The sequence below is a fragment of the Castellaniella caeni NBRC 101664 genome (assembly GCF_001592225.1).
Taxonomy (GTDB): domain Bacteria; phylum Pseudomonadota; class Gammaproteobacteria; order Burkholderiales; family Burkholderiaceae_B; genus Castellaniella; species Castellaniella caeni.
This window is the reverse complement of record NZ_BCWN01000001.1, coordinates 145,042-165,707: the sequence shown is the minus strand read 5'-3', so window position 1 is coordinate 165,707 and position 20,666 is coordinate 145,042. Positions and strand designations below refer to the sequence as shown.

Here is a 20,666-nt window from a genome sequence, read left to right as displayed (position 1 = left end):
CATGGCGGCGGACATCACCAAGCGCAATCTTCCACAATTATTGCTGAAGGCGCGCGAATCTTTGCTGTCTCATTTTCGGCCCATTCTCAATCACTTCAACCTGACCGAGCAGCAATGGCGCATCGTGCGCGAGCTGGGCGAGCAAGGGTCGGCCGAACCCAATCAACTGTGTGACGCCTGCGTCATCCTCAGCCCCAGCATGGTGGGCGTATTAGCGCGGCTGCAGACCATGGGCCTGGTGACGCGTACCCGTGTGGCGCACGACCGGCGGCGCGTCATCATCCGGTTGTCGCCCGAAGGGCAGCGCCTGTATCAGCAGATCGCGCCGTTGATCGAGGCGCAGTACCGCCTGCTCGAACAGACGATCGGCAGCGGGCTCGTCCACCAGGCCTACGAGTTGCTCGATCTGCTGCTGGCGGCGCCTACTGACAGCATTCCCAATGTGGCCTTGCCCGAGATCGACGTCCTGGCCGATCCGGCCTAGCCGCAGCCCAGGCTGCGGGTGGGCCCGGCACGCGCGGGGCTGACCACAGCGATCAAGCGTCTGTATGCGCGCGTCGCTTCAGATTCTTGAACACTTAAATATTAGGGATTTCCGCCATATCAAAGGCTGATTGTGCACGATATAGTTTACATGTTAGTGAAATCACGACTCTCATGGAGACATCATGCACTTCAAAGCCAAACGTGTTGCGGCGTGGGCCGCCGTTTTCGCATCGGCCAGCCTGTTTGGGACGGGGGTGGCAAATGCCAAGGACGATACGGTCACACTGCGTTTCGAACATTTCCTGCCTGCCAATTCCAATGCCCAGGTCAATGTGATCGAGCCCTGGTGCAACGATCTCAAGACCGAGTCCAAAGGCCGCATCCAGTGCGAAATCTACCCGTCCATGCAGCTGGGTGGCAAGCCCTCGCAGCTCAACGACCAGGTGCGTCATGGGGTCGTGGACATTGTCTGGACGGCCCTGGGTTATTCCGCAGGCAGCTTCCCGCGCAGCGAAGTGCTCGAACTGCCTTTCATGCTGCCCGACAACGGCCAGGCGGCCAGCAAGATCATCTGGGATTACGCCACCACCTACGGCAAGGACGACTTCACGCCCTATAAGGTGCTGGCCGTCTATAGCGACGTGGGCGGCACGCTGCACACCACCAAGAAAGACGTCAAGACGGTGGACGACCTAAAGGGGCTGCGCATCCGGGCATCCACGCGCCTGGCCTCGCGCTTCCTCGAATCGGTGGGGGCCACGCCGGTCAGCATGCCGCCGTCGCAGATCGCCGATTCCCTGTCCAAGGGCGTGCTCGACGGCGCCCTGGCCGCCTGGGAAGTCGTGCCGCCCACCAAGCTGGACGAAACCACCTTCTATCACACGCAAACCGGCCCCAATCAGGCGGCCACCACCATCACGACGCTGGCCGTGCTGATGAACAAACAGCGCTACGAGGGTCTGCCCGCTGACTTGCGGGCGATTCTCGACAAGTACAGCGGCGAGGCGCTCACCATGCGCTTTGCCGCCGCCTGGGACAAGGCCACGGCGCAGGTGGTCAAGACCATTTCCGCCAATCCGAAGCAGCACGTCAACAGCTGGTCGGCCGATACCTATGCGGCGTTGAAGGCGAAGTCGCAGCCGGTGGTCGATGAATGGCTGGCCGCCAAGGTGAAAAACGTTGACAAGCAGGCCTTGTACGACGGCCTGGAAAAGCTGGTCAAGGAACAGGCACCCGCGCTGGTGCATTGATAGGCTGACATTCGACGCCGGCATCCTGAACGACGCACCCGGAACGGTGCGTCGTTTTCTGGTTGCCCAGGAGCAATCACATCATGCTTGGAAATATCTTACGGCGCTTGTCGGTGGGCTTTGCCCTGATCGGCGGCATGGCCGTGCTGGCCATCGTGGCGATGTCCATCGTCTCGCTGGTGGGGCGCAAGCTCTTCTCGGCCCCCATCCCGGGCGACATCGAACTGCTGGAAATGGTGGTCGCCGTCGCGGTGGCCGCCTTCCTGCCGCTGTGCGAGATCGGCGACAACCACATTCGCGTGGATCTGCTGGCGGGGATTTTCCCCGAAGCAGTCAACCGCTTTCTGCTCACGCTCTGCCATCTGTCCCTGGCCGTCGTATCGGCCTTCATCTGCTGGCGCACCGGGCTGCTCACGCTCGAGAGCTATCACAATATGGAAACTTCCACCATGCTGATGGTGCCGCTGTGGATCCCGCAAGGGCTCATGCTGCCCAGCTTTGCCCTGCTGACCTTGTGCGGGCTGTATCGCGCCGGCCTGGCGGCGGAAGGCATCGCAGTCCCCCACGAAATTGATACCGGAGACGAGGTGATCGATGGGCAGCATTGAACTGGGCCTGATTGTTCTGGCCGTCCTGTTGGGCTTTCTGGCGCTGCGCGTCTACGTCGGCATCGGCATGTTCCTGGCCGGCGCGGCGCTGTATCTCGTCGTCAATCACGGCGACACCAACGCCTTGCTGTACACCATCAATGGCCTGGTGTACGCCCGCTTTTCGGACTACGACCTGGCGGTGATTCCGCTGTTTCTCATCATGGGGCAGTTCGCCATCCACGGCGGCCTGTCGCGCGCGCTGTTCCGGGCGGCCTCGGCCTTCATCGGCCATTGGCGCGGTGGTCTGGGTATGGCCGCCATCGGCGCCTGCGCAGGCTTTGGCGCCATCTGCGGCTCTTCGCTGGCCACGGCCGCCACCATGAGCCAAGTGGCCCTGCCCGAACTGCGGCGCCACAACTATCCGCCCAAGCTGGCGGCGGGCACCGTGGCCGCAGGCGGCACGCTGGGCATTCTCATCCCGCCCTCCGTGCCGCTCATCGTCTACGGCGTGCTGGTGCAAGAGTCGATCGCCAAGCTCTTCGTCGCGGCGGTGATCCCAGGCATCATTGCGATGTTGGGCTATTTCGTCGTGGTCAAGATCATGGCCACGCGCCAGATGCGCGACATCCCGCCGGTGCCGCGTGCTGATTGGCCCACGCGCTTGCGTTCGCTGGTCGAAGTCTCGCCGGTGGCGCTGGTTTTCGTCGTCGTCATCTACGGCATCTATGGCGGCTGGGCAAATCTCACCGAAGCGGCCTCCATCGCCGCGGCGGCCTGCGGGCTGTACGCCGTGATCCGCGGCGGCATGCGCTGGCCCGGCCTGTATCGCAGCATCCTGGGCACGGCCGAAGCCACGGCCATGATCTACCTGGTGGTCATGGGCGCCGACCTGCTCAACAGCGGCCTGGCGCTCAGCCGCATGCCCAGCGACCTGGCCGAATGGGTCACCACCATCGGCCTGGCACCGTACGTGGTGCTGGCCGCCATCCTCGTCATCTACCTGCTGCTGGGCTGCGTCATGGATTCGCTCTCCATGATCCTGCTGACCATCCCCATCTTCTATCCGGTCATGGTCGGCCTGCCGTTCTTTGGCCTCACCCAGTCGCAGATTTCGATCTGGTTCGGCGTCATTGCGCTGATGGTGGTGGAAATCGGCCTGATCACGCCGCCTGTGGGGATGAACCTCTTCATCGTGCAGAAGTTCAGCAAGGGCACGACACTGGCCACCGTCAGCCGGGGCATCGGGCCGTTCTTGTGCGCCGATCTGGTGCGGGTGGTACTGCTGGCCTCCGTGCCGATGTTGACGCTGATGCTGTTGCCGACCAACTGAGGCTCGGCATTTACCTGGGCACGCACAGATCCCGGTCATTGGACATCGCGCCGATTTCCGGGGGCAGTTGTTCATCTGGGAGGGGCCATTTTTGCTTGGCCGGTAATCAATCCTTGCGTCCGGGCGGGGCGTGCCGCCCAGCTTCCGGGGCATCAGCAGCCAGAAAAAGGCCCGAAGCAAAATCTTGCTTCGGGCCTTTTTCTGGCTGCGTAAAAATTTCAGTTGCGGTACTTGTTCAGCACGGCCTTGGCGGCGCCGACGATCGAGATGGTGTCCACACCGACGGCGACGAAGCGTGCGCCGAGATCGAGGTAGTGGTGGGCGCGTTGTTCGTCGAGCATCAGGATGCCGGCGGCCTTGCCGTGCGCCTGCACGCGGCGGATGCCGTCGTCGATGGCGGCTTTCACGTCGGGGTGGCCTGGGTCGGTGAGATGACCCATCGAGGCGGCGAGGTCGGCGGGGCCGAAGAACACGCCGTCCACGCCATCGGTGGCGGCAATGGCGTCCAGGTGTTCGAGCGCGGTGGCGGATTCCACTTGCAGCAGCAGGCAGATTTCGTCGTTGGCGCGCTGCAGGTAGTCGGGGATTTGCTTCCATGCGGATGCCCGGGCCAGCGCAGTGCCCACGCCGCGCACGCCCGCTGGCGGGTAGCGGGTGGCTCGCACCAGCGCCTGTGCCTGCTCGGCGGTCTCAACCATGGGGATGAGGAAGTTTTGCACCCCGATGTCGAGCAGCTGCTTGAGGATGGCAGCGTCACCCTTGACCGGACGTACGACCGGGTGCGTGGGGTAGGCGGCCATGGCCTGCAGCTGCGACAAGGTGGAGCGCAGGTCGTTGGGGCCGTGCTCGCCGTCGATGAGCAGCCAGTCGAAACCGGTGCTGGCGAAGATTTCCGTGACGTAGGGGTCGCCCGTACCCACCCAGTAGCCGATCTGGGCCGGGCCGGATTTCAGGGCCGCCTTGAATGCGTTGGTTTTCAATTGCATGGTGAGGTCTCTTAGACAAAGCGAAAGGACACGCTGCCCAGTTCGCCGTAATCGGCATGAATCGTATCGCCGCGCTCGGCCTCGACCGGGCGCGTGAAAGAGCCGGCAAGCACGACGTCGCCCGCGTACAGCTGTTCGTCGTAGGGGGCAATTTTGTTGGCCAGCCAGACGATGCCCGTGGCGGGATGGCCCAGCACGCCGATGGCGAGCCCGGTTTCTTCGATGGTGCCGTTGCGAAACAGGGCGGCGCCCACGCGGCGGATGTCCAGCGCATCGGGCGGCATCGGTGTGCCGCCCAGCACGATGCCGGCGTTGGCGGCAAAGTCGGAAATGGTGTCGGTCACCTTGCGCGGCTTGCCCGTGTCGCGGTCGTGCTGCTCGATGCGGGCATCGATGATTTCCAGCGCCGGCACCACGTATTCGGTGGCGCGCAGCACGTCGAACAGCGTCACGCCCGGCCCCTTGAGGTCGTGCTTGAGGACGAAGGCCAGCTCGACTTCGACGCGCGGCTTGATGAAATGCTCGAAGGGGATGTCGCCGTTTTGCTCGAAGAACATGTCGTCCATGAGCGGGGCGTAGTCCGGTTCGGTGATCTGCGACGACTTCTGCATGGCGCGTGATGTCAGACCGATCTTGCGCCCACGTGCCACCCGGCCATCGGCCTTTTCCAGCGCGACCCAGGCGCGCTGGATGCTGTAGCCGTCGGCGATCGTCATGTCGGGATAGCGCGCCGAGAGGTGGCGGATCTGCGTGCGCGCCTTGCGTGCCGCGTACAGCTCTTGCGCCAGCGCGGTGATGGTTTCTTGCTTGAGCACGTTAGTCCTTTTTCAACAGACGATGGAGGTTGTTCTGCTTCCAACTGCCCGGCGGCGCGAACTCGTCAATGACGAAGGACAGGGCCAGGGGCTGCCGCTCGAACAGCGGGGCAAAGTGCGCCTTGATGGCGTCGAATACCTGGTCGCCGGTGGTTTTCAAGACATCCAGCGAACGGCCCCCGCCGATGCGCAGGGCCCCGTGCACGAAGCCCGCCTCGGGCACCTGGCCGCCCGCGATGCAGTAGTCTTCGCAGGGGATGGCGCGCACGCGGATGCCGCCCAGCGGATAGATGTGTTCGCCTTCGGCGGAACGCACCGCCTGCAGCACGTCCGACAGATGCTTGAGCAAGGCGGGCATGTCCGTCTGGGGGCGCAGATTGGCGCTGTATTCGATGGTCAGGTGCGGCATGCTCAGGCCTCGGCGGTGTGCGGCAGGGGGCTGACCGGGAACACGGCATTGATCTGCCCGGTGCCCGAACTGCCGAAGTAGGGGGTGAGGATTTCCACCTTTTGGTCGTAGGCTTTGCCGCCCATCGCGCCCAGCAGCATGGCGGTGTCGTGCATATTGCCTTCGCCCCAGCATTTCTCGGCATACATGGGCAGCATGCCGTGGAAGGTGGCCCAGTCGCCTTTTTTCCAAAGTTCGATCACGTGACGATCAGTTTCTTCGAGGAAAGGATCCCAGACCTTGTGCATGTACTCGGCGGCCTTGCCGTTGTTGCTGAAATGATGCGACAGCGAGCCGCTCGCCAGGATGGCGACCGTACCGTCGTAGCGCTCTTCGATGGCGCGGCGCACCGCCAGTCCGAAGCGTTCGCTCTCGCGCAGGTCGTGCCAGGCGCACCAGGCCGCGATCGACACGACCTTGAAATGCTGGTCGGCGTTCATGTAGCGCATGGGCACCAGCGTGCCGTATTCGAGATCAAGCGAAGTCTCGCTGTGCGCGCGCGTTGCGATGCCCATGTCGTTGGCGGCCTGGCCGATGGCGATCCCCAGCGCCGGGTTGCCGTCATAGGCATAGTGCATGTTCTTGATGAAGTGCGGCAGCTCGTTGCTGGTGTAGGTAGCCTCGAAGCGCGGCGCGCAGTTGATGTGGTATTCGGAATTCACCAGCCAATGCACGTCGAAGACGACGAAGGTGTCCACGCCCAGCTCGCGGCAGCGCCGTCCGATCTCGTGGTGGCCGTCGATGGCCGCCTGGCGGCAACCCTTGTGCGGGCCGTCGAGTTCGGACAGATACATGGATGGAACGTGCGTGATTTTTGCGGCAAATGCCAGCTTCCCCATGACAGACTCCTGGAAAAATGATTAGACGCCCCAGCGGGGAATCGGATGTGAGCCCATGGAGACGCAGACGTTCTTGGGTTCGAGGAAGACTTCGTAGCTCCAGGTGCCGCCTTCGCGACCCGTGCCCGAGGCCTTGGTGCCGCCAAAGGGCTGGCGCAGGTCGCGCACGTTCTGGCTGTTGACGAAGCACATGCCGGCCTCGATCTTGGCGGCCACGCGGTGGGCCTTGCCGATATCTTGCGTCCAGACGTAGGACGACAGGCCGTAGCGGATATCGTTGGCGATGCGCACGGCCTCGGCCTCGTCTTCAAACGGGATGAGGCAGGCCACGGGGCCGAAGATTTCGTCCTGGGCGATGGCCATGTCGTTGCGCACATTGGCAAAGACCGTGGGGCGCACGAAGTTGCCCTGCCGCAGGTGCGCGGGCAGGTCGGGGGCGTCCAGACCGCCGGTGGTGATTTCCGCCCCTTCTTTGGGGCCCAGCTCGATATAGTGGCGCACCTTGTCCAGGTGGCCTTTGGAGATCATCGGGCCCACGATGGTGTGCGGATCCATGGGGTCGCCCACGGGGATGCGCGCGGCGCGCTGTGTGAATTCGGCCACGAAGCGGTCGTAGATGCTGCGCTGCACGAAGATGCGCGAGCCCGCCGTGCAGCGTTCGCCGTTGTTCGAGAAGATCATGAACAGCGCCGCATCCATGGCGCGTTGCCAGTCGGCGTCTTCAAAGACCACGAAGGGGCTCTTGCCGCCCAGTTCCATCGAAAATTTCTTCAGGCCCGCGTGCTGGATGATGCGCGTGCCGGTGGCCGTGCTGCCAGTAAACGAGATGGCCTTGACGTCGGGGTGTTCGACCAGTGCTTCGCCCGCCTGGGCGCCAAAGCCGTGCACGATGTTGAGCACGCCGGGCGGCACGCCCGCTTCGAGCGCCAGCTGGCCCAGGCGCGTGGCCGTGAGCGGCGAGAGTTCGCTCATCTTCAGCACGGCGGTGTTGCCGAAGGCCAGGCAAGGCGCGGTTTTCCAGGTGGCCGTCATGAAGGGCACGTTCCACGGCGAGATGAGCGCGCACACGCCGACCGGGTGGTAGAGCGTGTAGTTGAGCATCACGTCGTCCACCGGATAGGTGTGGCCGTTGACCTGCTGGCACATTTCGGCAAAGTAGTGAAAGTTGTGCGCCGCGCGGGGGACGAGCCCCTTGCCGGTCTGGGAGATCACCTGCCCGGTGTCGCGCGATTCGGTTTCAGACAGCTCGGGCACGTGCTCGGTGATCAGGTCGCCCAGGCGGTGCAGGATGCGCGCGCGTTCTTTTTGCGGCGTGGCAGCCCATGCCGGGAAAGCCTCTTTGGCGGCGGCGACCGCCTGGTTGATTTCGTCCCGGGCGCCCGAGGCGACGTCGGCCAGCACTTCTTGCGTGGCCGGGTTGATGGTCTCGAATGTGTCGGCGCTCTGGACTTCTTTGCCGTTGATGATGTGCGGAATCATGCGGATTTCTCCTGTAAACGTGCGTCAGGCAATGCCGAATGTGGCATCGCCCACGATCTGGCTGGACAGCGCACCGATGCGCTCGATTTCAGTGGTGACCGTGTCGCCCACCTGGACGTCCACCACTCCCTTGGGCGTGCCGGTCAGGATGACGTCGCCCGCGGCCAGCGTCATGAAGCTGCTGAGATAAGCAACAAGTTCGGCCACGTTGCTCACCATGTCTTGCGTGCCGCCTTCCTGCGTGACCTGGCCGTTGACGCGGGTGTTCAGGCTCAGCGCATTGGGGTCGGGGATGTCACTGGCGTCCACCAGCCAGGGCCCGAGCACCGTGCAGGTGTCGCGGTTCTTGGCGCGCAGATTGGGGCGATACCAGTTTTCCAGGTAGTCGCGGATGACGTAATCGTTGGCCACCGTGTAGCCGCCGACGTACTCCAGTGCGTGTTCGACGGACACGTCTTGAGCCGTGCGGCCGATGACCACGGCCAGTTCGCACTCGTAGTGCATGAAGGTGGCGTCGGCCGGGCGGCGCGTCTGCCCCCGGTGGCCGATGATGGCCTGCGGGCTTTTCAGAAAGGCCAGCGGTTCGGCCTGCTTGCCGAACGAAAGCTCTTTGGCGTGTTCGGCGTAGTTCAGCCCCAGGGCGATGACGGTGCCGACCTCGAAGGGCGGCAGCCAGACCACCTGGTCTTCGGCCAGTACCCGACCATCGGCCAGCTGCAGGCCCTGGGCATGCGGGAATGCGGTGTGGATGGCCCCGGCATAGGCCACGCGTGCGCGCTTCATAGTGCACCTCCTTGGGCCGCGATGAGTGTGTTGGTGAGGGTGCCGATCTGCTCGATCTCGACGCTGACGGTGTCGCCCGCATGCAGCAGCGGGGCCCCGGCGGGTACGCCTGCCAGCAGGATGTCGCCCGCATTGAGCGTCATGAAGGCACTGACTTCGTGCAGCAGTTGCGCCACGGGGCGGATGAGATCCGCCGTGTTGGCCTGCAGGCGGATGCTGTCATTGACCCGTACCGTGATGGCCAGCTGATCGGGGTTGGCAATCTGTCGTGGCGCGCGCACCCAGGGCCCGATGGGGCAGGAGTGATCGCGCGCCTTGCAGGGCAGCGCGGGGCGATAGTAGCTGTCGTGCGGCACCGTCAGATCGTTGACGATGGTGTATCCCGCCAGGTACGACAGGGCCTCGTCGCGCGGCACGCGGCAGGCGGTGCGCCCGATCACCAGCCCCAGGGCGGGGCCGGCCAGCAGGCCGTCGATGCCTTGGGGCAGGGGGATGCGATCGCCGTGCGCGCAGTGGCTGTTGCGCGGCTTGATATACAGAATGGGCGCCTTGGGTGGCGCCTTGTAGGGGTCTTGATGCACGGCATCGCCCAGTGCCTGCAGCGCTTTCTTGTCGTTGAGCAGGGTGCCGAAGACGGTGCCGCGCACCGGGGGCAGCAGCTCGGAGCCTTGCCCGAGCAGCGCCTGCGCCGCCGCCAGGGGCAGCTCGGTCGGGGCCGGGCTGTGGCGGCACCAGATCAGCGTGTCTTGCCAGTTGAATCCCAGTTCGTTCACGGTATTCTCTCTATTCATGAAGCGGGCGGCCCGCCGTGGCGGCCACCCGCGGATCGCTCAGCGCTGGGCGGGGCCCATGACCGAATCAAAGAAAGCGCCCACCGCCTGGTGCGCCGTCAGGGGCAGCACGTGCGCCACGTATTGGTCGGGGCGCACGATGACGATGACGCCGTCGCGGCTGATGCCGCGCTCTTTGAAGATGTCGCTGCCGCTGCCGTCGGGGCCGGTGCTGGCGGCATACACCTTTTCGTAGTCCGGCAGCTGGAAGGGGCCGGTCAGCGGCTTGAAGGCGGCGGGCACGTCGTTGATGTTGATGGTGTCGAAGGGCTGCTGGTAGATCACCTTGGCGTCGATCCAGGCATCGCGGTCGAGCCCGGCGGGGGTGCGCACCATCGGCGATTGCGGGTCGTTTTCCAGCCAGTGCGCAAAGCGCGACAAAGCTGAATCCTGGCCTGCCGGGGCCGTGTCGGCAAAGGCGTAGATGCGCCAGCGTCCGTCGGCGGGGGCCTGGTGGCCAAGCTCCAGTACGTTCATGTCGCAGATGCGTACGACGGCCGAAGACTTGAAGCGCTTGCCCACCGGGTAGCCGGTGGCCAGCGGCTGATGGCTGTCTTCGCCGGTGATCATGGAGGGCGTGTACTGCGTCATGAAGCCGCTGGGAAACTCGAAGGTACGCACGTAGTATTTCTCGACGGCGGCGGGGTCTTCGAGCTGGTCGGGCGGGGTGGCCATGAGCGTGGACCACTCGCGGTCGAAGTCGATCAGCTGCTTGGCCACGACCTGGCGTTCGGCCGAGTAGGTGTTCAGCAGTGATTCGGGGCTGCGGCCTTCGAGCACGTGGGCGATCTTCCAGGAAATGTTGAAGCCGTCTTGCATCGAGACATTCATCCCCTGGCCGGCCTTGGCGCTGTGCGTATGGCAGGCGTCGCCCGTGATGAAGACACGCGGCGTGCGGCTGCCGATGTCTTGTTCATCCACGTCGTCGAAGTGGTCGGTGAGGCGGTGCGCCACTTCGTAGACGCTGTGCCAGGCCACGTCCTTCACGTCCAGGGAATAGGGCTGGATGATCTGGTTGGCGCGCGCGATGATTTCGTCAATCGAGGTCGAGCGGATGGTCTTGGCGTTGTCGTCGTCGATGACGCCCAGATCGACGTACATGCGGAACAGATAGCCGCCTTCGCGTGGAATGAGCAGGATGTTGCCGCCGTCGTGCGACTGGATGGCGCACTTGGTGCGGATGTCCGGGAAATCGGTAGTGGCCAGCACGTCCATCACGCCCCAGGCGTGCATCGATTCGCTGCCCGACATCACGCGCCCGATGGCCTTGCGCACGCGGCTGTGCGCGCCGTCGCAGCCGATGACATACTTGGCACGCACCGTGCGCTCTTGGTCTTGTTGGGCATGGGCCGAGCCGCGCAGCTGCACGACCACCGGGTATTCTTCGCCTGTGCGCACTTCCAGCCCGAGGAATTCCCAGCCAAAGTCGGGCTTGATGCGCGCGGGGGCACGCAGCATGGCTTCGGCGAAATAATCCTGGATGCGGGCCTGATTGACGATGAGGTGGGGAAACTCGCTGATATGGTACGAGTCGTCGGCAGGCAAGCCAGTGCGGATGATGGCCTTGGGGTTTTGCGGGTCGGGCGCCCAGAAGGCCATGGCGGTGATGTGGTAGGCCTCTTGGATGACCTGCGGCGCAAAGCCGAAGGCCTGGAAGGTTTCGACCGAGCGCGACTGGATGCCGTCGGCGTGCCCCAGGTTGAGGCGTTCGCCGCGGCGCTCGATCAGGCGTGTGTTGATGCCGGGAAACTGGGCCAGCTGCGCGGCGGCAATGTGCCCTGCGGGGCCTGCGCCGATGATGAGTACATCCATGGTGTCGGGCAGGGTTTCAGGCCTGTTGAGCCCGGTCCCTGCCGCGGGCCTGACGCGGGGTTCGCCGGAGATGTAGCCGTGGTGATGAAATTGCATGGTTTTCCTCGCAAAAGGTAGAAACCCGCCACCGATCATGATAAGGCGGTGCGCGGTGTACGTGCACCGGGGGCTGGTCGAATTAATTAGCTAAGATGTTAGCAGTCTAACAGAGCCTTGAGCATTAGGGTCTACCCTGGTTTACCGACTTGAATGCGATCAGGGCTTGCGGCAAATTTTTTCCTATACGACAATTTTCTGATTGGAAAAACCATTGGACTGTGTGAGAAAACCATGCTGGATTCGATTGTTGATTTTGTCGTGATCGGCGCGGGGATGGCGGGCGCCTCGGTCGCCTGCCGCCTGGCGGGCGAGGGGGTGTCGGTGCTGGTGCTCGAGCGCGAGGCGCAGCCCGGCTACCACTCGACTGGCCGTTCGGCGGCCATGTTCATGGAAAGCTATGGCACCGAGCAGATCCGCGCCCTGACGCGCGCCAGCCGGGCGTTCTTCACCCAGCCGCCCGAAGGCTTTTGCACGCACCCGCTGCTGCACCCGCGCGGGGTGCTCTACCTGGGCACGCCCGGCCAGGAGGCCTTGCTGGACGACGCCCTGGCCACCTATCGCCGCGAGGGCTTGGCTGCCAGCCGGATCAGCGCGGCGCAGGCCAAGGCCCTGGTGCCCTGCCTGCTGGATACGGCATTGATCGGCGCCGTCCACGAGGTCGATTCCATGGACATCGACGTGGCCGAGCTGCACCAGGGCTTTTTGCGCGGCATGGCCCGCCAGGGTGCCCAGCTGCGCTGCAAGGCCGAACTGCTGGCCGCGCGGCGCGACGAGGCCGAGGGTCTGTGGACGCTCACCCTGGACAGCGGTGCGCCGGTCCGGGCGCGGCACGTCGTCAATGCCGCCGGCGCCTGGGCCGACCCGGTGGCCGTGGCCTGCGGTGTGCAGCCCCTGGGTATCCAGCCCAAGCGCCGCTCCGCCTTCACCTTTGCCGCGCCCGAGGGCGTGGACGCCAGCGCTTGGCCCGCCGTCATCGGGGTCGATGAAAGCTTTTATTTCAAACCCGACGCCGGGCAGCTGCTGGGCTCGCCCGCCAATGCGGATCCAGTGGCGCCGCACGACGTGGTTCCCGAAGAGCTGGACATCGCGCTGGGCATCCACCACATCGAGTCGCTCACCAGCCTGCGCATCCGGCGGCCCGGTCGCGTCTGGGCGGGTCTGCGCAGCTTTGCGCCGGATGGCGATTTCGTGATCGGCTGGGACACTCGGCGCGCGGGCTTCTTCTGGCTGGCGGGGCAGGGCGGGTATGGCATCCAGACTTCGGCGGGGGCTTCCGCCGCGGCGTGCGCGCTGCTGCTGGGACGCCCCTTGCCGGATTTCCTGCGTGAGCAGGGCGTCGAGGCCCGCCTGCTTGGGCCGGGCCGTTTCGCGGGGCAGGCCGCCTGAGCGCGCCTGACAGCGGCTTTCGGGCTTTATTGATCATGACACACAAAGGGATGGAGACATGGATGCTTTGAAGGATGTTTGCAAGATCGGCGGCGCGTTCGTCGGGGTGATCGTCGGGGCGGGGTTTGCCTCGGGACAGGAAATCCTGCAGTTCTTTGCCGGCTTTGGCCGCATCGGGCTGATGGGCTGCCTGCTGGCGGGCCTGCTCTTCGTGTTTTTGACCATGGCCTTCTCCGTGATGGGCCAGCGTCTGGCGGCCCGCTCGCACAAAGAAGTCATCAATGCCGTGCTGGGCCGGTACGTCGGCTTTGTCTTCGACGTGCTCATCACGTTTTTTCTGTTCGCCGTCACCGTGGTGATGCTGGCCGGGGCGGGGTCTTTGCTGCAGCAGTGGCTGGGGCTGCCCGAGGCTTGGGGCAGCATCCTGGCCACGGCGGCGACGATCCTGATCGTCTGCCTGGATATCCGCCGCGTCATTGCCTTCATCGGCGCGGTCACGCCCTTTCTCATGTTCATGACGGTCGTGGTGGCCGCCTACGTGCTGATGTCCGCGCACGCGCAGCCCGAAGTGCTGGAAAGCGCCGCCGCAACCCAGCCGCACGGGGCGGACGGCTGGCTGATCGCCGCGCTGCTCTACGTGTCCTACAACATCGTGGCGGGCATGCCGTTTCTGGTCATCATGGGCGGGCAGGCCAAGTCGCGCACCACCGCTTTCTGGGGCGGCATCCTGGGCGGTCTGTTGCTGGGCGTGCTCATGTTCCTGATCGCGACGGCCATGTACCTGCGCATGGATACCATCGGCGGCATGCCCATGCCGATGCTCTCGATCGCGGCGCAGATTTCCCCCTGGCTGGGCCACCTGATGTCGCTCGTCATCTTCGGGATGATTCTCAACACCGCGGTGGGCATGCTCTATGCCTTCATGGCCCGGATCATGCCGCCCAACACCCGCCAGTTTCGCGCCGGCACCATTTTTGCCGGCCTGGTCGCGCTGGTCGGCAGTTTCGTGGGCTTCATCAAGCTGGTGGGCATCGTGTACCCGATCTACGGCTACATCGGCTTTGTGCTGATGGCGCTGGCTTTCGTGGGTTGGCTGCGGGTCGTGCGTCGGCGCGGCGCATCTGCACGGGCCTGAAGCCGCCCGCGCAGGCGGGCAGCCGATAGAATGGCGGATTCATTATCCACATTCATGGTATTTATGTCCGGCGCCATCAAACCGAAACTCCAGGCCGCGCAAATCTTGTCCAGCGTACTGCCTGGTGCCCGGACGCCGGAGGCCGCCGCGCTGGCGGGCAAGCAGGAAGTCGGCGCCAAGTTGCGCCAGGCCCGCAAGGCGCGCCAGCTGACCCTGCAGCAGGTGGCGCAGCGCAGCGGCCTGGCGGTCTCCACAGTGTCGAAGGCCGAACGCGGCCGCATCGCGCTCAGCTACGAAAAAGTGCTGCAGCTCGGGCGCGCCCTGGACATCGACATGACGCGCCTGTTCATGCCCACTGGCACGCAACTCGACCCGGATGAGTCCGAGCACCCGGTCGTGGTGAAAGACCGCTTCGAGGACGTGCAGCGCTACGAGACCGATCAGTACGAGTACAGCGTGCTGTGCGGCGCCTTCCCCGGCAAGAAAATGCAGCCGATCATCGCCCGGATCAACGCGCGCGAGGCCTGCGATTTTTCCGAGACGATACGCCACCCCGGGCAGGAGTTCGTCGTCGTGCTCTCGGGGCGCGTGCGCATCGTGTTTGAAAACGGCGAAACCGTCGAGCTTGGCCGCCACGAAACCGCGTACTTCGACAGCGGTGTCGGCCACGTCTACGTCAGCCTGAGCCGCCAGCCCGCGCGGGTCGTGTCGGTGTGCTGTTGATGCCCTGTGCGGGTGATCCATCCGCGTTCGAGTACGGGTGTTCATCGGGCGTGGCACTGGGTGCCAACACGACGAAAAATTCTGTGCTAGAATGCTTTCCTTTCGGGGCGTAGCGCAGCCTGGTAGCGCACTTGCATGGGGTGCAAGGGGTCGCGAGTTCGAATCCCGCCGTCCCGACCAGCATTATCAAGGGCTTACAGATTTCGGTCTGTAGGCCCTTGTTCTTTTTGCGTGAGTTTTGCGTGACCTCCATCACGCAGTCTTACGCTTCAGAATAGTAAGCGCTGGGGTGTGCCCCCTGGCTGCGACCACCTTGTTTGCAAGCTTGATCAGCTTGCCCAGTTCTGCGGCAGAGTAGTGAGATGTCACGCTGCCGTTGGTGTGACCCAGTAAGGCCTTGCGGTCTTCCTCAGGTACGTCTGCGGCCCTCAGCCTTCGTCCAAACGTGTGCTTGAGGTCGTGGACTCGCAGCCCAGCGAAGCCAGGATGCGCCGGGGTGCTGTGAGCTTTCTCCCATTTCGCCGCTGCCCGCCGCCTGGCGTTCCTCCACGCCGTGTCATTCATCCGGTTCAGCGCGCCGTCCTCGTACGGGAATACCCATTCCGCATGTTGGCCACGCTGACCGTCGATGATGGACTTGGCCACGCGGTTGAGGATCACCAGCCGCTCTTCGCCGTTCTTCACCCCCGAGTTTTCGAACCTGCCGCCAAAGTCGGCGGGCAGCAAAAAAACGCTGGTCTTCAACTCAGGCACGGCGATCTCCCATTCCCATCGCAATTTGCAGACCTCCTGCTCTCGGCATCCCGTGTTGACCTTATAGAGCGCCATCGTTCTCAGGTGCGCAGGCAGTTCCAGGAAGAACGCTTTCTGTTCCTCCCAGGATAGCGGGTAAGGCTGGCGGCTGCTTTTCTCGCTGAGCATTTCGATCATGGGAACCGAATCCAGCCACGGCCGCTTATGTTCGTCCCGCCACTTCCGAGCGCATAGGTTGAGCACCCTGACGACCCTTTGCAGGGCAATGTTCACGGTTCGGTTGGATTTCCCTTGCGCAAGCCTGTCTTCGATGTAGGGTTCAAGCGCTTCGCCATCAATCTCACGCAGCGCCATATCCCCAATATAGGGGTCAAGCTGTTTCAAGAAAATCGCCGAGTGCCATATCGATCGTTGGTGCGAATACTCCTCCAAAAAACGTGTTGCGGCCTGCCGCCAGGTGCGATCCTGGCGAACCCCGTAGACGACTGTCTGGCGGATATTTTCAAGTCGATAGATCAGGTAGGTTTGTGCCTCTTGGCGGTTGCTCGTTCCAGTGCTTTCGCAAAGGCGGCCATACCCTTTGACCTGCTTGTCGATGTGCCAGACACCGGCCCGGAGCCGTAGCCCTGGGATTGTGTTTTGCGCCATGGTTGATGATCTCCGTTGCCATGAGCGCATCCGCTGTTGCCGGGGCCATCTTCGCCCTGGGGTTGCGCTCTGTCAATTCCTTCTTGCCCCAGGCGTTGCTCCACCCAGGCATCCAGTTCCAGGCGGTCAAAGGCCTTACCCTGGGGGCCGATCTCAATCACGCGCAGATGAGGGCGCACGTGGCGATTGAAGGTGTTGCGGCTGACCCCCAGGTACGACGGCGCCTTGCCCGCTCGAATGAGGCGGGGAAGTAGTTCTGCCATGACCGCCCCTACGCCTTGAACAGGTCTTCAAGTCGGCGGCGCGCCTCCGAATACCGGCGAACCCCCCGGTCTGGCGCAGGCTTACGCGGCGCTCGACCGCCTCCGGGGCTGCGTTGCCGTGCCTCTGCACCCGGGCCGGAGCCGCGCCGGGGCGGCAGGGAGCCGCCTTGGAACACCGAGTTCTCGGCTTCGCGCAGCGCCATGGGTGCATCAGGCTGGCCGTCGTCTTTGTCCAGCATGCGCATGATGTCCTGGATGGCGTTCTGGTAAAAAGGGCACGATGACCCCAAGGCTATCTGGCATCACGGCGGCACCGGCAGCCACGGACCCAAAGGGGCACCCTACACGATCACCCCGAAGAAGGCCAAGGCACTCGCGTTCGCTGGTCTGGTACGGAAACGCGTCACACATCCAGGTTTGCCAGCACGCCCGTTGCTCGGTTTTCCGGCATCAGATGGACAGCTCGTCGGCGAGGTGACCGTGGACCACCTCACGCAGGTTTTAAATCGCGTTCGCTGATTCTTTGAGGATGCTTCAAAGTGGGGAGTTTTCCACAGCCCTCGGGGGAATTTCCAGTATTTTTCACCTGAATATTCCTCACTTTTCCCCGAAACTGTCCAGAAATCAAGAGGTAATCCCCCCATTGGTGAAGGCATTGATGCAGCACCAAAGCAAACACCAAAGGGTACACCTGACCCTTCACCCCTCACGTGCGCGCCCGGGCAGGCGCCACGCGCAGCCCCGTCATCTCCATCTCCATCTCCATTAAAAGATAAAAACAATACCCCCCATCCCCCCAAGGGGGGTGAGGGCGATGACCCTTCTCGCCCAAAGGCGCAACGCGGTGACGACGAGCCATCGCCGGAGTTCCTGGCAGCATGGGAGGCTTACCCGAAGCGTGAAGGCGCGAATCCGCGCATGACCGCGTGGAAGGCGTGGAAGGCCCGATTGCGATCAGGTGTGACAGCCCAGGAGTTGACCGAAGCCGTTGCCCGCTACGCCGCACACTGCCGGTTCAAGGGCAAGGTAGGCACGGAACACACGATGATGGGCAGCACTTTCTTCGGGCCGAACGAGCGGTGGAAAGAGCGCTACGAGATCCCATCCACAACGGAAGATGGCGGCGACGATGATGCCGGCTCCTGGTGGCTGGCAGCTGGTTTCTCCGCCCGTTGGGAGGCGGAAAACGAGGGCTGCTCCGAGGGCAAAGCCTGGATGTTCGAAGGCGGCAAGCAGGTGCGCCAGCCCGAGGACTGGCAGGCGTACAAGGCTGGGCGGGCAGGGGAGGGACAGCCGTGAACGCACACGAGCTTTCCCGCCGACTGGCCGATTCCGCTGCCAACGTCGCCCAGCACCTGCTGCCCCAGGGCAAGAAGCAGGGCCGGGAGTAGAAGGCCGGCAGCACGAAGGGCGAGGCCGGCCAGTCCTTGTCGGTGTGCGTGTCCGGGGAAAAGGCGGGCGTGTGGTTCGATTTCTCGACGGGCGAGACGGGCGACCTGCTGGACCTCTGGGTCGCCGTGCGTGGTGGTGTGCTGGCCGATGCCATCCGGGACGCGAAGGCGTACCTGGGAGTTCGCGACGACATGCCGGAGCGCGCGCCCAGGAAGGCGTACACCGCCCCGGCCAAGCCGAAGGTGCGTAGCGCCAAGGGCCGGGTGCTTTCCTGGCTGAACAGTCGAGGCCTCACGGACGACACGGTGGCGGCGTTCCGGGTGGGTGGTACTACAAAACGAGCGGTGCGGTTAGTAATTGGCTGGAGTTGTACTGATGAAATATTTCAAATCTCCCGCTGACGATGTGTTCGCGTATGAATCCGACGGTTCTCAGGATGCCTGGATCAGGCCGGACCTCGTGCCGATGACGCCGGAAGAGGTCGAGGCGCACCTGAACCCACCGGCGCCGCAGCCCAGCACCATTCTGTCCAGCCGCGAATATCTGATGCGCTTCACCAACGCGGAATACGCGGCTGTGCGCTCGTCGGACAGCATCGACCTGCACCGGGCATACGACAGCCTGATCGCGGCCCAATTCGTGGATCTGACGGACCCCGCTGTCGGGATGGGCCTGGACCTGATGATCAGCGCCGGGATCATCGACGCTGATCGCAAGGCCGAACTGCTTCAACCGGAGCCGGCCGCATGAACCTGCATGACGCCCCGCCCCTGTCTCCCGACACGCAGGCCATCATCCGGGCGTTGCGCGAGACGAAGGGCGATGTCGAGCGGCAGATCGCGGTCCTCATCACCGAGCAGCGCAAGCTGCAGGCCGACGTGGCGGCACTGCGCGAGGGGTTCCCGGATGGCGACCCGGACAGCCACCGCCGCTATCACGAAAGCATCATCGAATGGCGCGAGCTGCGCAACAGGATGGTGAAGGAAGCGCTGATCAAGGCCGCGCAGGCCGGCGCACTCGGCGCTCTAGGCTGGATCGCATACGCCGTATGGACGGCATTCAAGATGGAGATTATGAAATGAAGACCTCTTGCGGCATCCGCAACAACAACCCCGGCAACATCCGCCACGGCGATCCGTGGCAGGGCCTGGCGAAGAACCAACCCGACAAGGATTTCGCCACGTTCGCGTCGGCCGCCTACGGCATCCGCACGCTGATCACCTACCAGGATAAGTACGGCCTCCGGACAATCCGGCAGATCATCGGCCGGTGGGCGCCGGCCAAGGAAAACGACACGAACGCCTACGTCCGAGCCGTGGCCGCCCAGACCGGCCGCGCGGCGAACGATCGGCTGGACATGCAGGACTACGCCGACCTGCGCGCGGTGACCGAAGCCATCATCCGGCACGAAAACGGGGCCGGGCCCATGTCCACGCCGAACACCTGGTACGACGCCCAGACCATCAACAAAGGCCTGGCGCTGGTCGGCGTCGAGCCGCCCAAGCGCGCGGCCGGCCCGGTGCCTGTCACCCGGGAAACCGTGGGCGCCACCGCAACGGCCGACGTGGGCGTGAGCCAGTTCGCCGAGGCTGCGCCGGCCGTGATGGACGCGGTGACCAACGCCCAGGACAGCCTGACCAGCGGCCAGATCGGCCGCGTGGTGGTGGGGCTGGTGCTGGTGCTGGTGGGGCTGGCGGTATTCATCGCCTGGTCTCAGGTCTCGAAGCACAAGGCCGGGGTGCTGTGATGGAAAAGGTGCTGCAGTTTCTGGAATGGTTTGTCGATCTACCGATCCCAATGATGGTAGATCACGGCGCAGGGGTCAAAGCCGTCGCGGCGATGTTGACGGGCTCGGAAGGCGCGGAAGCGCAATCAGAAGCCGCCGCCCGGTACTTGGGACGCCTCAAATGCTGATCGGTCTCTGGACCCGCCTGCAGGGCTGGCTGCTCCTGCTAGGCGCTGCCGCCCTGGTTCTGATTCTGATCGGGGCCTATGCTGCGGGCGGTCGAGCCGCGCGCCGGAGTGCAGAGTTGGATCAACGGCGGCGCGATGCGGCCGCGAAGGGGAAAGCCGATGCTGTGGCTCAGAAAATCGATGCGCTGGATGATCCTGCTGTCCGTGATCGGGCTGAACGCTGGGTGCGCCACGACGGGCGGTAGCTACTGCGACATCGCGCGGTTGATCTGGTGGCAGTCGGCCGACGAGTTGGACGCCACGCCCCCGGCGATCACCCGGCAGATCGTGGTGCACAATGAGACCGTGGCCGCGCTGTGCAGGTGAACGGGCTACAGAGGTATGTGCGGGCGGTGCATGGCAAATAGGGGCGAAAAAGAGCCGCCCATAGGCGGCTGGTAGCGCAGATGAGGGAAGGGCTGCTAGACCTTCCTTCAGTAGCCTTTTGGCTACTGTTGCTTCTTCGGCGCTTGATCCCTGTGCTCATGCTCAGTGGATTCCTGGGGATCGCTCTCGGGGGCGGGCTTCTGTTGCAATTCATCCTTCTTCTGGTTGACGGAAGGGGTGTTGATGGGTCTGATTTGTTCCATGGTGTGCTCCAAGATTTCAGTTGTCATCGCCCAAAACGGGTCGATGGCACGGGTGTTAGGTTAGGAGTTGGGCAGT

The 20,666-nt window shown here is 64.0% G+C and carries 24 protein-coding genes and 1 tRNA gene; 15 read left to right on the top strand and 10 right to left on the bottom strand.

The features are described 5' to 3' along the window. Position 1 precedes the first annotated feature (1 nt). From hpaR to CCA01S_RS00750, 4 genes are all read left to right on the top strand, one after another. The gene (gene hpaR, locus CCA01S_RS00765) at positions 2 to 484 is read left to right on the top strand and encodes a homoprotocatechuate degradation operon regulator HpaR (protein WP_066452775.1); all 483 of its coding nucleotides are present in this window, start codon (positions 2 to 4) and stop codon (positions 482 to 484) included. 184 nt (positions 485 to 668) lie between these two features. Then, positions 669 to 1,736 (top strand): TRAP transporter substrate-binding protein, encoded by a 1,068-nt coding sequence (locus tag CCA01S_RS00760; protein ID WP_084386268.1) that lies wholly within the window; start codon positions 669 to 671, stop codon positions 1,734 to 1,736. An 83-nt stretch (positions 1,737 to 1,819) separates the two neighbouring features. Beyond that, the gene (locus CCA01S_RS00755) at positions 1,820 to 2,344 is read left to right on the top strand and encodes a TRAP transporter small permease (protein WP_066452773.1); all 525 of its coding nucleotides are present in this window, start codon (positions 1,820 to 1,822) and stop codon (positions 2,342 to 2,344) included. Then, the gene (locus tag CCA01S_RS00750; protein ID WP_066452769.1) at positions 2,331 to 3,656 is read left to right on the top strand and encodes a TRAP transporter large permease; all 1,326 of its coding nucleotides are present in this window, start codon (positions 2,331 to 2,333) and stop codon (positions 3,654 to 3,656) included. Before CCA01S_RS00755 ends, CCA01S_RS00750 begins: the two co-directional genes overlap by 14 nt. A 218-nt stretch (positions 3,657 to 3,874) precedes the next feature. Here CCA01S_RS00750 and hpaI read toward each other — a convergent pair whose 3' ends face one another. The 8 genes from hpaI to CCA01S_RS00710 are packed head-to-tail and all read right to left on the bottom strand — an operon-like array spanning position 3,875 to position 11,744. Then, on the bottom strand, positions 3,875 to 4,642 hold the full coding sequence (gene hpaI / locus CCA01S_RS00745) for a 4-hydroxy-2-oxoheptanedioate aldolase (protein WP_066452767.1): 768 nt from the start codon (positions 4,640 to 4,642) through the stop codon (positions 3,875 to 3,877). 11 nt (positions 4,643 to 4,653) lie between these two features. Then, positions 4,654 to 5,457: a 2-oxo-hept-4-ene-1,7-dioate hydratase gene (gene hpaH, locus CCA01S_RS00740; protein ID WP_066452766.1), complete on the bottom strand. Its 804-nt coding sequence runs from the start codon at positions 5,455 to 5,457 to the stop codon at positions 4,654 to 4,656. Between the two features lies 1 nt (position 5,458). After that, a complete protein-coding gene (locus CCA01S_RS00735) occupies positions 5,459 to 5,866 on the bottom strand; it encodes a 5-carboxymethyl-2-hydroxymuconate Delta-isomerase (protein WP_066452763.1) in 408 nt (135 codons plus the stop codon). 2 nt (positions 5,867 to 5,868) lie between these two features. Next, positions 5,869 to 6,744, bottom strand: coding sequence for a 3,4-dihydroxyphenylacetate 2,3-dioxygenase (gene hpaD / locus CCA01S_RS00730; RefSeq protein ID WP_066452760.1), 876 nt, complete (start codon positions 6,742 to 6,744; stop codon positions 5,869 to 5,871). A gap of 21 nt (positions 6,745 to 6,765) precedes the next feature. After that, on the bottom strand, positions 6,766 to 8,223 hold the full coding sequence (gene hpaE / locus CCA01S_RS00725) for a 5-carboxymethyl-2-hydroxymuconate semialdehyde dehydrogenase (RefSeq protein ID WP_198149873.1): 1,458 nt from the start codon (positions 8,221 to 8,223) through the stop codon (positions 6,766 to 6,768). 24 nt (positions 8,224 to 8,247) lie between these two features. Further along, entirely contained in the window at positions 8,248 to 9,006 is a 759-nt protein-coding gene (locus CCA01S_RS00720; protein ID WP_066452756.1) for a fumarylacetoacetate hydrolase family protein, read from the bottom strand. Beyond that, positions 9,003 to 9,779: a fumarylacetoacetate hydrolase family protein gene (locus tag CCA01S_RS00715; protein WP_232304925.1), complete on the bottom strand. Its 777-nt coding sequence runs from the start codon at positions 9,777 to 9,779 to the stop codon at positions 9,003 to 9,005. The genes CCA01S_RS00720 and CCA01S_RS00715 overlap by 4 nt, the downstream gene beginning before the upstream one ends. 57 nt (positions 9,780 to 9,836) lie before the next feature. Then, the gene (locus CCA01S_RS00710; protein ID WP_066452755.1) at positions 9,837 to 11,744 is read right to left on the bottom strand and encodes an FAD-binding monooxygenase; all 1,908 of its coding nucleotides are present in this window, start codon (positions 11,742 to 11,744) and stop codon (positions 9,837 to 9,839) included. Positions 11,745 to 11,978: 234 nt separating this feature from the next. Between CCA01S_RS00710 and CCA01S_RS00705 the strand changes: the two genes are divergently transcribed. The 4 genes from CCA01S_RS00705 (at position 11,979) to CCA01S_RS00690 (ending at position 15,171) form a co-directional block, all read left to right on the top strand. Beyond that, positions 11,979 to 13,133 carry an NAD(P)/FAD-dependent oxidoreductase gene (locus CCA01S_RS00705; RefSeq protein ID WP_066452754.1) on the top strand — a complete coding sequence of 385 codons (1,155 nt, stop codon included), beginning with the start codon at positions 11,979 to 11,981 and terminating at the stop codon, positions 13,131 to 13,133. A gap of 58 nt (positions 13,134 to 13,191) precedes the next feature. Then, on the top strand, positions 13,192 to 14,268 hold the full coding sequence (locus tag CCA01S_RS00700; protein WP_066452753.1) for a YkvI family membrane protein: 1,077 nt from the start codon (positions 13,192 to 13,194) through the stop codon (positions 14,266 to 14,268). A 63-nt stretch (positions 14,269 to 14,331) separates the two neighbouring features. Beyond that, positions 14,332 to 14,991, top strand: coding sequence for a helix-turn-helix domain-containing protein (locus tag CCA01S_RS00695; protein ID WP_066452752.1), 660 nt, complete (start codon positions 14,332 to 14,334; stop codon positions 14,989 to 14,991). A gap of 103 nt (positions 14,992 to 15,094) precedes the next feature. After that, positions 15,095 to 15,171: transfer RNA gene (locus CCA01S_RS00690), tRNA-Pro, on the top strand. Positions 15,172 to 15,243: 72 nt separating this feature from the next. On the opposite strand, the gene CCA01S_RS00685 is transcribed toward CCA01S_RS00690, so the two are convergent. Further along, positions 15,244 to 16,392, bottom strand: a complete 1,149-nt coding sequence (locus tag CCA01S_RS00685) for a tyrosine-type recombinase/integrase (RefSeq protein WP_066452751.1) — start codon at positions 16,390 to 16,392, stop codon at positions 15,244 to 15,246. A 1,181-nt stretch (positions 16,393 to 17,573) separates the two neighbouring features. Here CCA01S_RS00685 and CCA01S_RS00675 point away from each other — a divergent pair. The 7 genes from CCA01S_RS00675 to CCA01S_RS00650 all read left to right on the top strand — a co-directional run bounded on the left by CCA01S_RS00675 (position 17,574) and on the right by CCA01S_RS00650 (position 20,327). Further along, the gene (locus tag CCA01S_RS00675; RefSeq protein ID WP_066452747.1) at positions 17,574 to 17,954 is read left to right on the top strand and encodes a hypothetical protein; all 381 of its coding nucleotides are present in this window, start codon (positions 17,574 to 17,576) and stop codon (positions 17,952 to 17,954) included. Positions 17,955 to 18,115: 161 nt separating this feature from the next. Continuing rightward, on the top strand, positions 18,116 to 18,448 hold the full coding sequence (locus CCA01S_RS00670) for a hypothetical protein (protein ID WP_157076505.1): 333 nt from the start codon (positions 18,116 to 18,118) through the stop codon (positions 18,446 to 18,448). After that, entirely contained in the window at positions 18,423 to 18,797 is a 375-nt protein-coding gene (locus CCA01S_RS00665; protein WP_157076504.1) for a hypothetical protein, read from the top strand. The genes CCA01S_RS00670 and CCA01S_RS00665 overlap by 26 nt, the downstream gene beginning before the upstream one ends. Beyond that, a complete protein-coding gene (locus CCA01S_RS00660; protein WP_066452741.1) occupies positions 18,794 to 19,129 on the top strand; it encodes a hypothetical protein in 336 nt (111 codons plus the stop codon). The genes CCA01S_RS00665 and CCA01S_RS00660 overlap by 4 nt, the downstream gene beginning before the upstream one ends. After that, on the top strand, positions 19,126 to 19,794 hold the full coding sequence (locus tag CCA01S_RS15115; protein WP_084386265.1) for a hypothetical protein: 669 nt from the start codon (positions 19,126 to 19,128) through the stop codon (positions 19,792 to 19,794). The genes CCA01S_RS00660 and CCA01S_RS15115 overlap by 4 nt, the downstream gene beginning before the upstream one ends. Further along, complete coding sequence (locus CCA01S_RS15530) at positions 19,794 to 19,961, top strand: hypothetical protein (RefSeq protein WP_157076503.1); 168 nt, start codon at positions 19,794 to 19,796, stop codon at positions 19,959 to 19,961. Before CCA01S_RS15115 ends, CCA01S_RS15530 begins: the two co-directional genes overlap by 1 nt. A gap of 78 nt (positions 19,962 to 20,039) precedes the next feature. Beyond that, positions 20,040 to 20,327 (top strand): hypothetical protein, encoded by a 288-nt coding sequence (locus tag CCA01S_RS00650; protein ID WP_066452740.1) that lies wholly within the window; start codon positions 20,040 to 20,042, stop codon positions 20,325 to 20,327. A 122-nt stretch (positions 20,328 to 20,449) separates the two neighbouring features. Here CCA01S_RS00650 and CCA01S_RS15525 read toward each other — a convergent pair whose 3' ends face one another. After that, the gene (locus CCA01S_RS15525; RefSeq protein WP_157076502.1) at positions 20,450 to 20,590 is read right to left on the bottom strand and encodes a hypothetical protein; all 141 of its coding nucleotides are present in this window, start codon (positions 20,588 to 20,590) and stop codon (positions 20,450 to 20,452) included. Positions 20,591 to 20,666 lie beyond the last annotated feature (76 nt).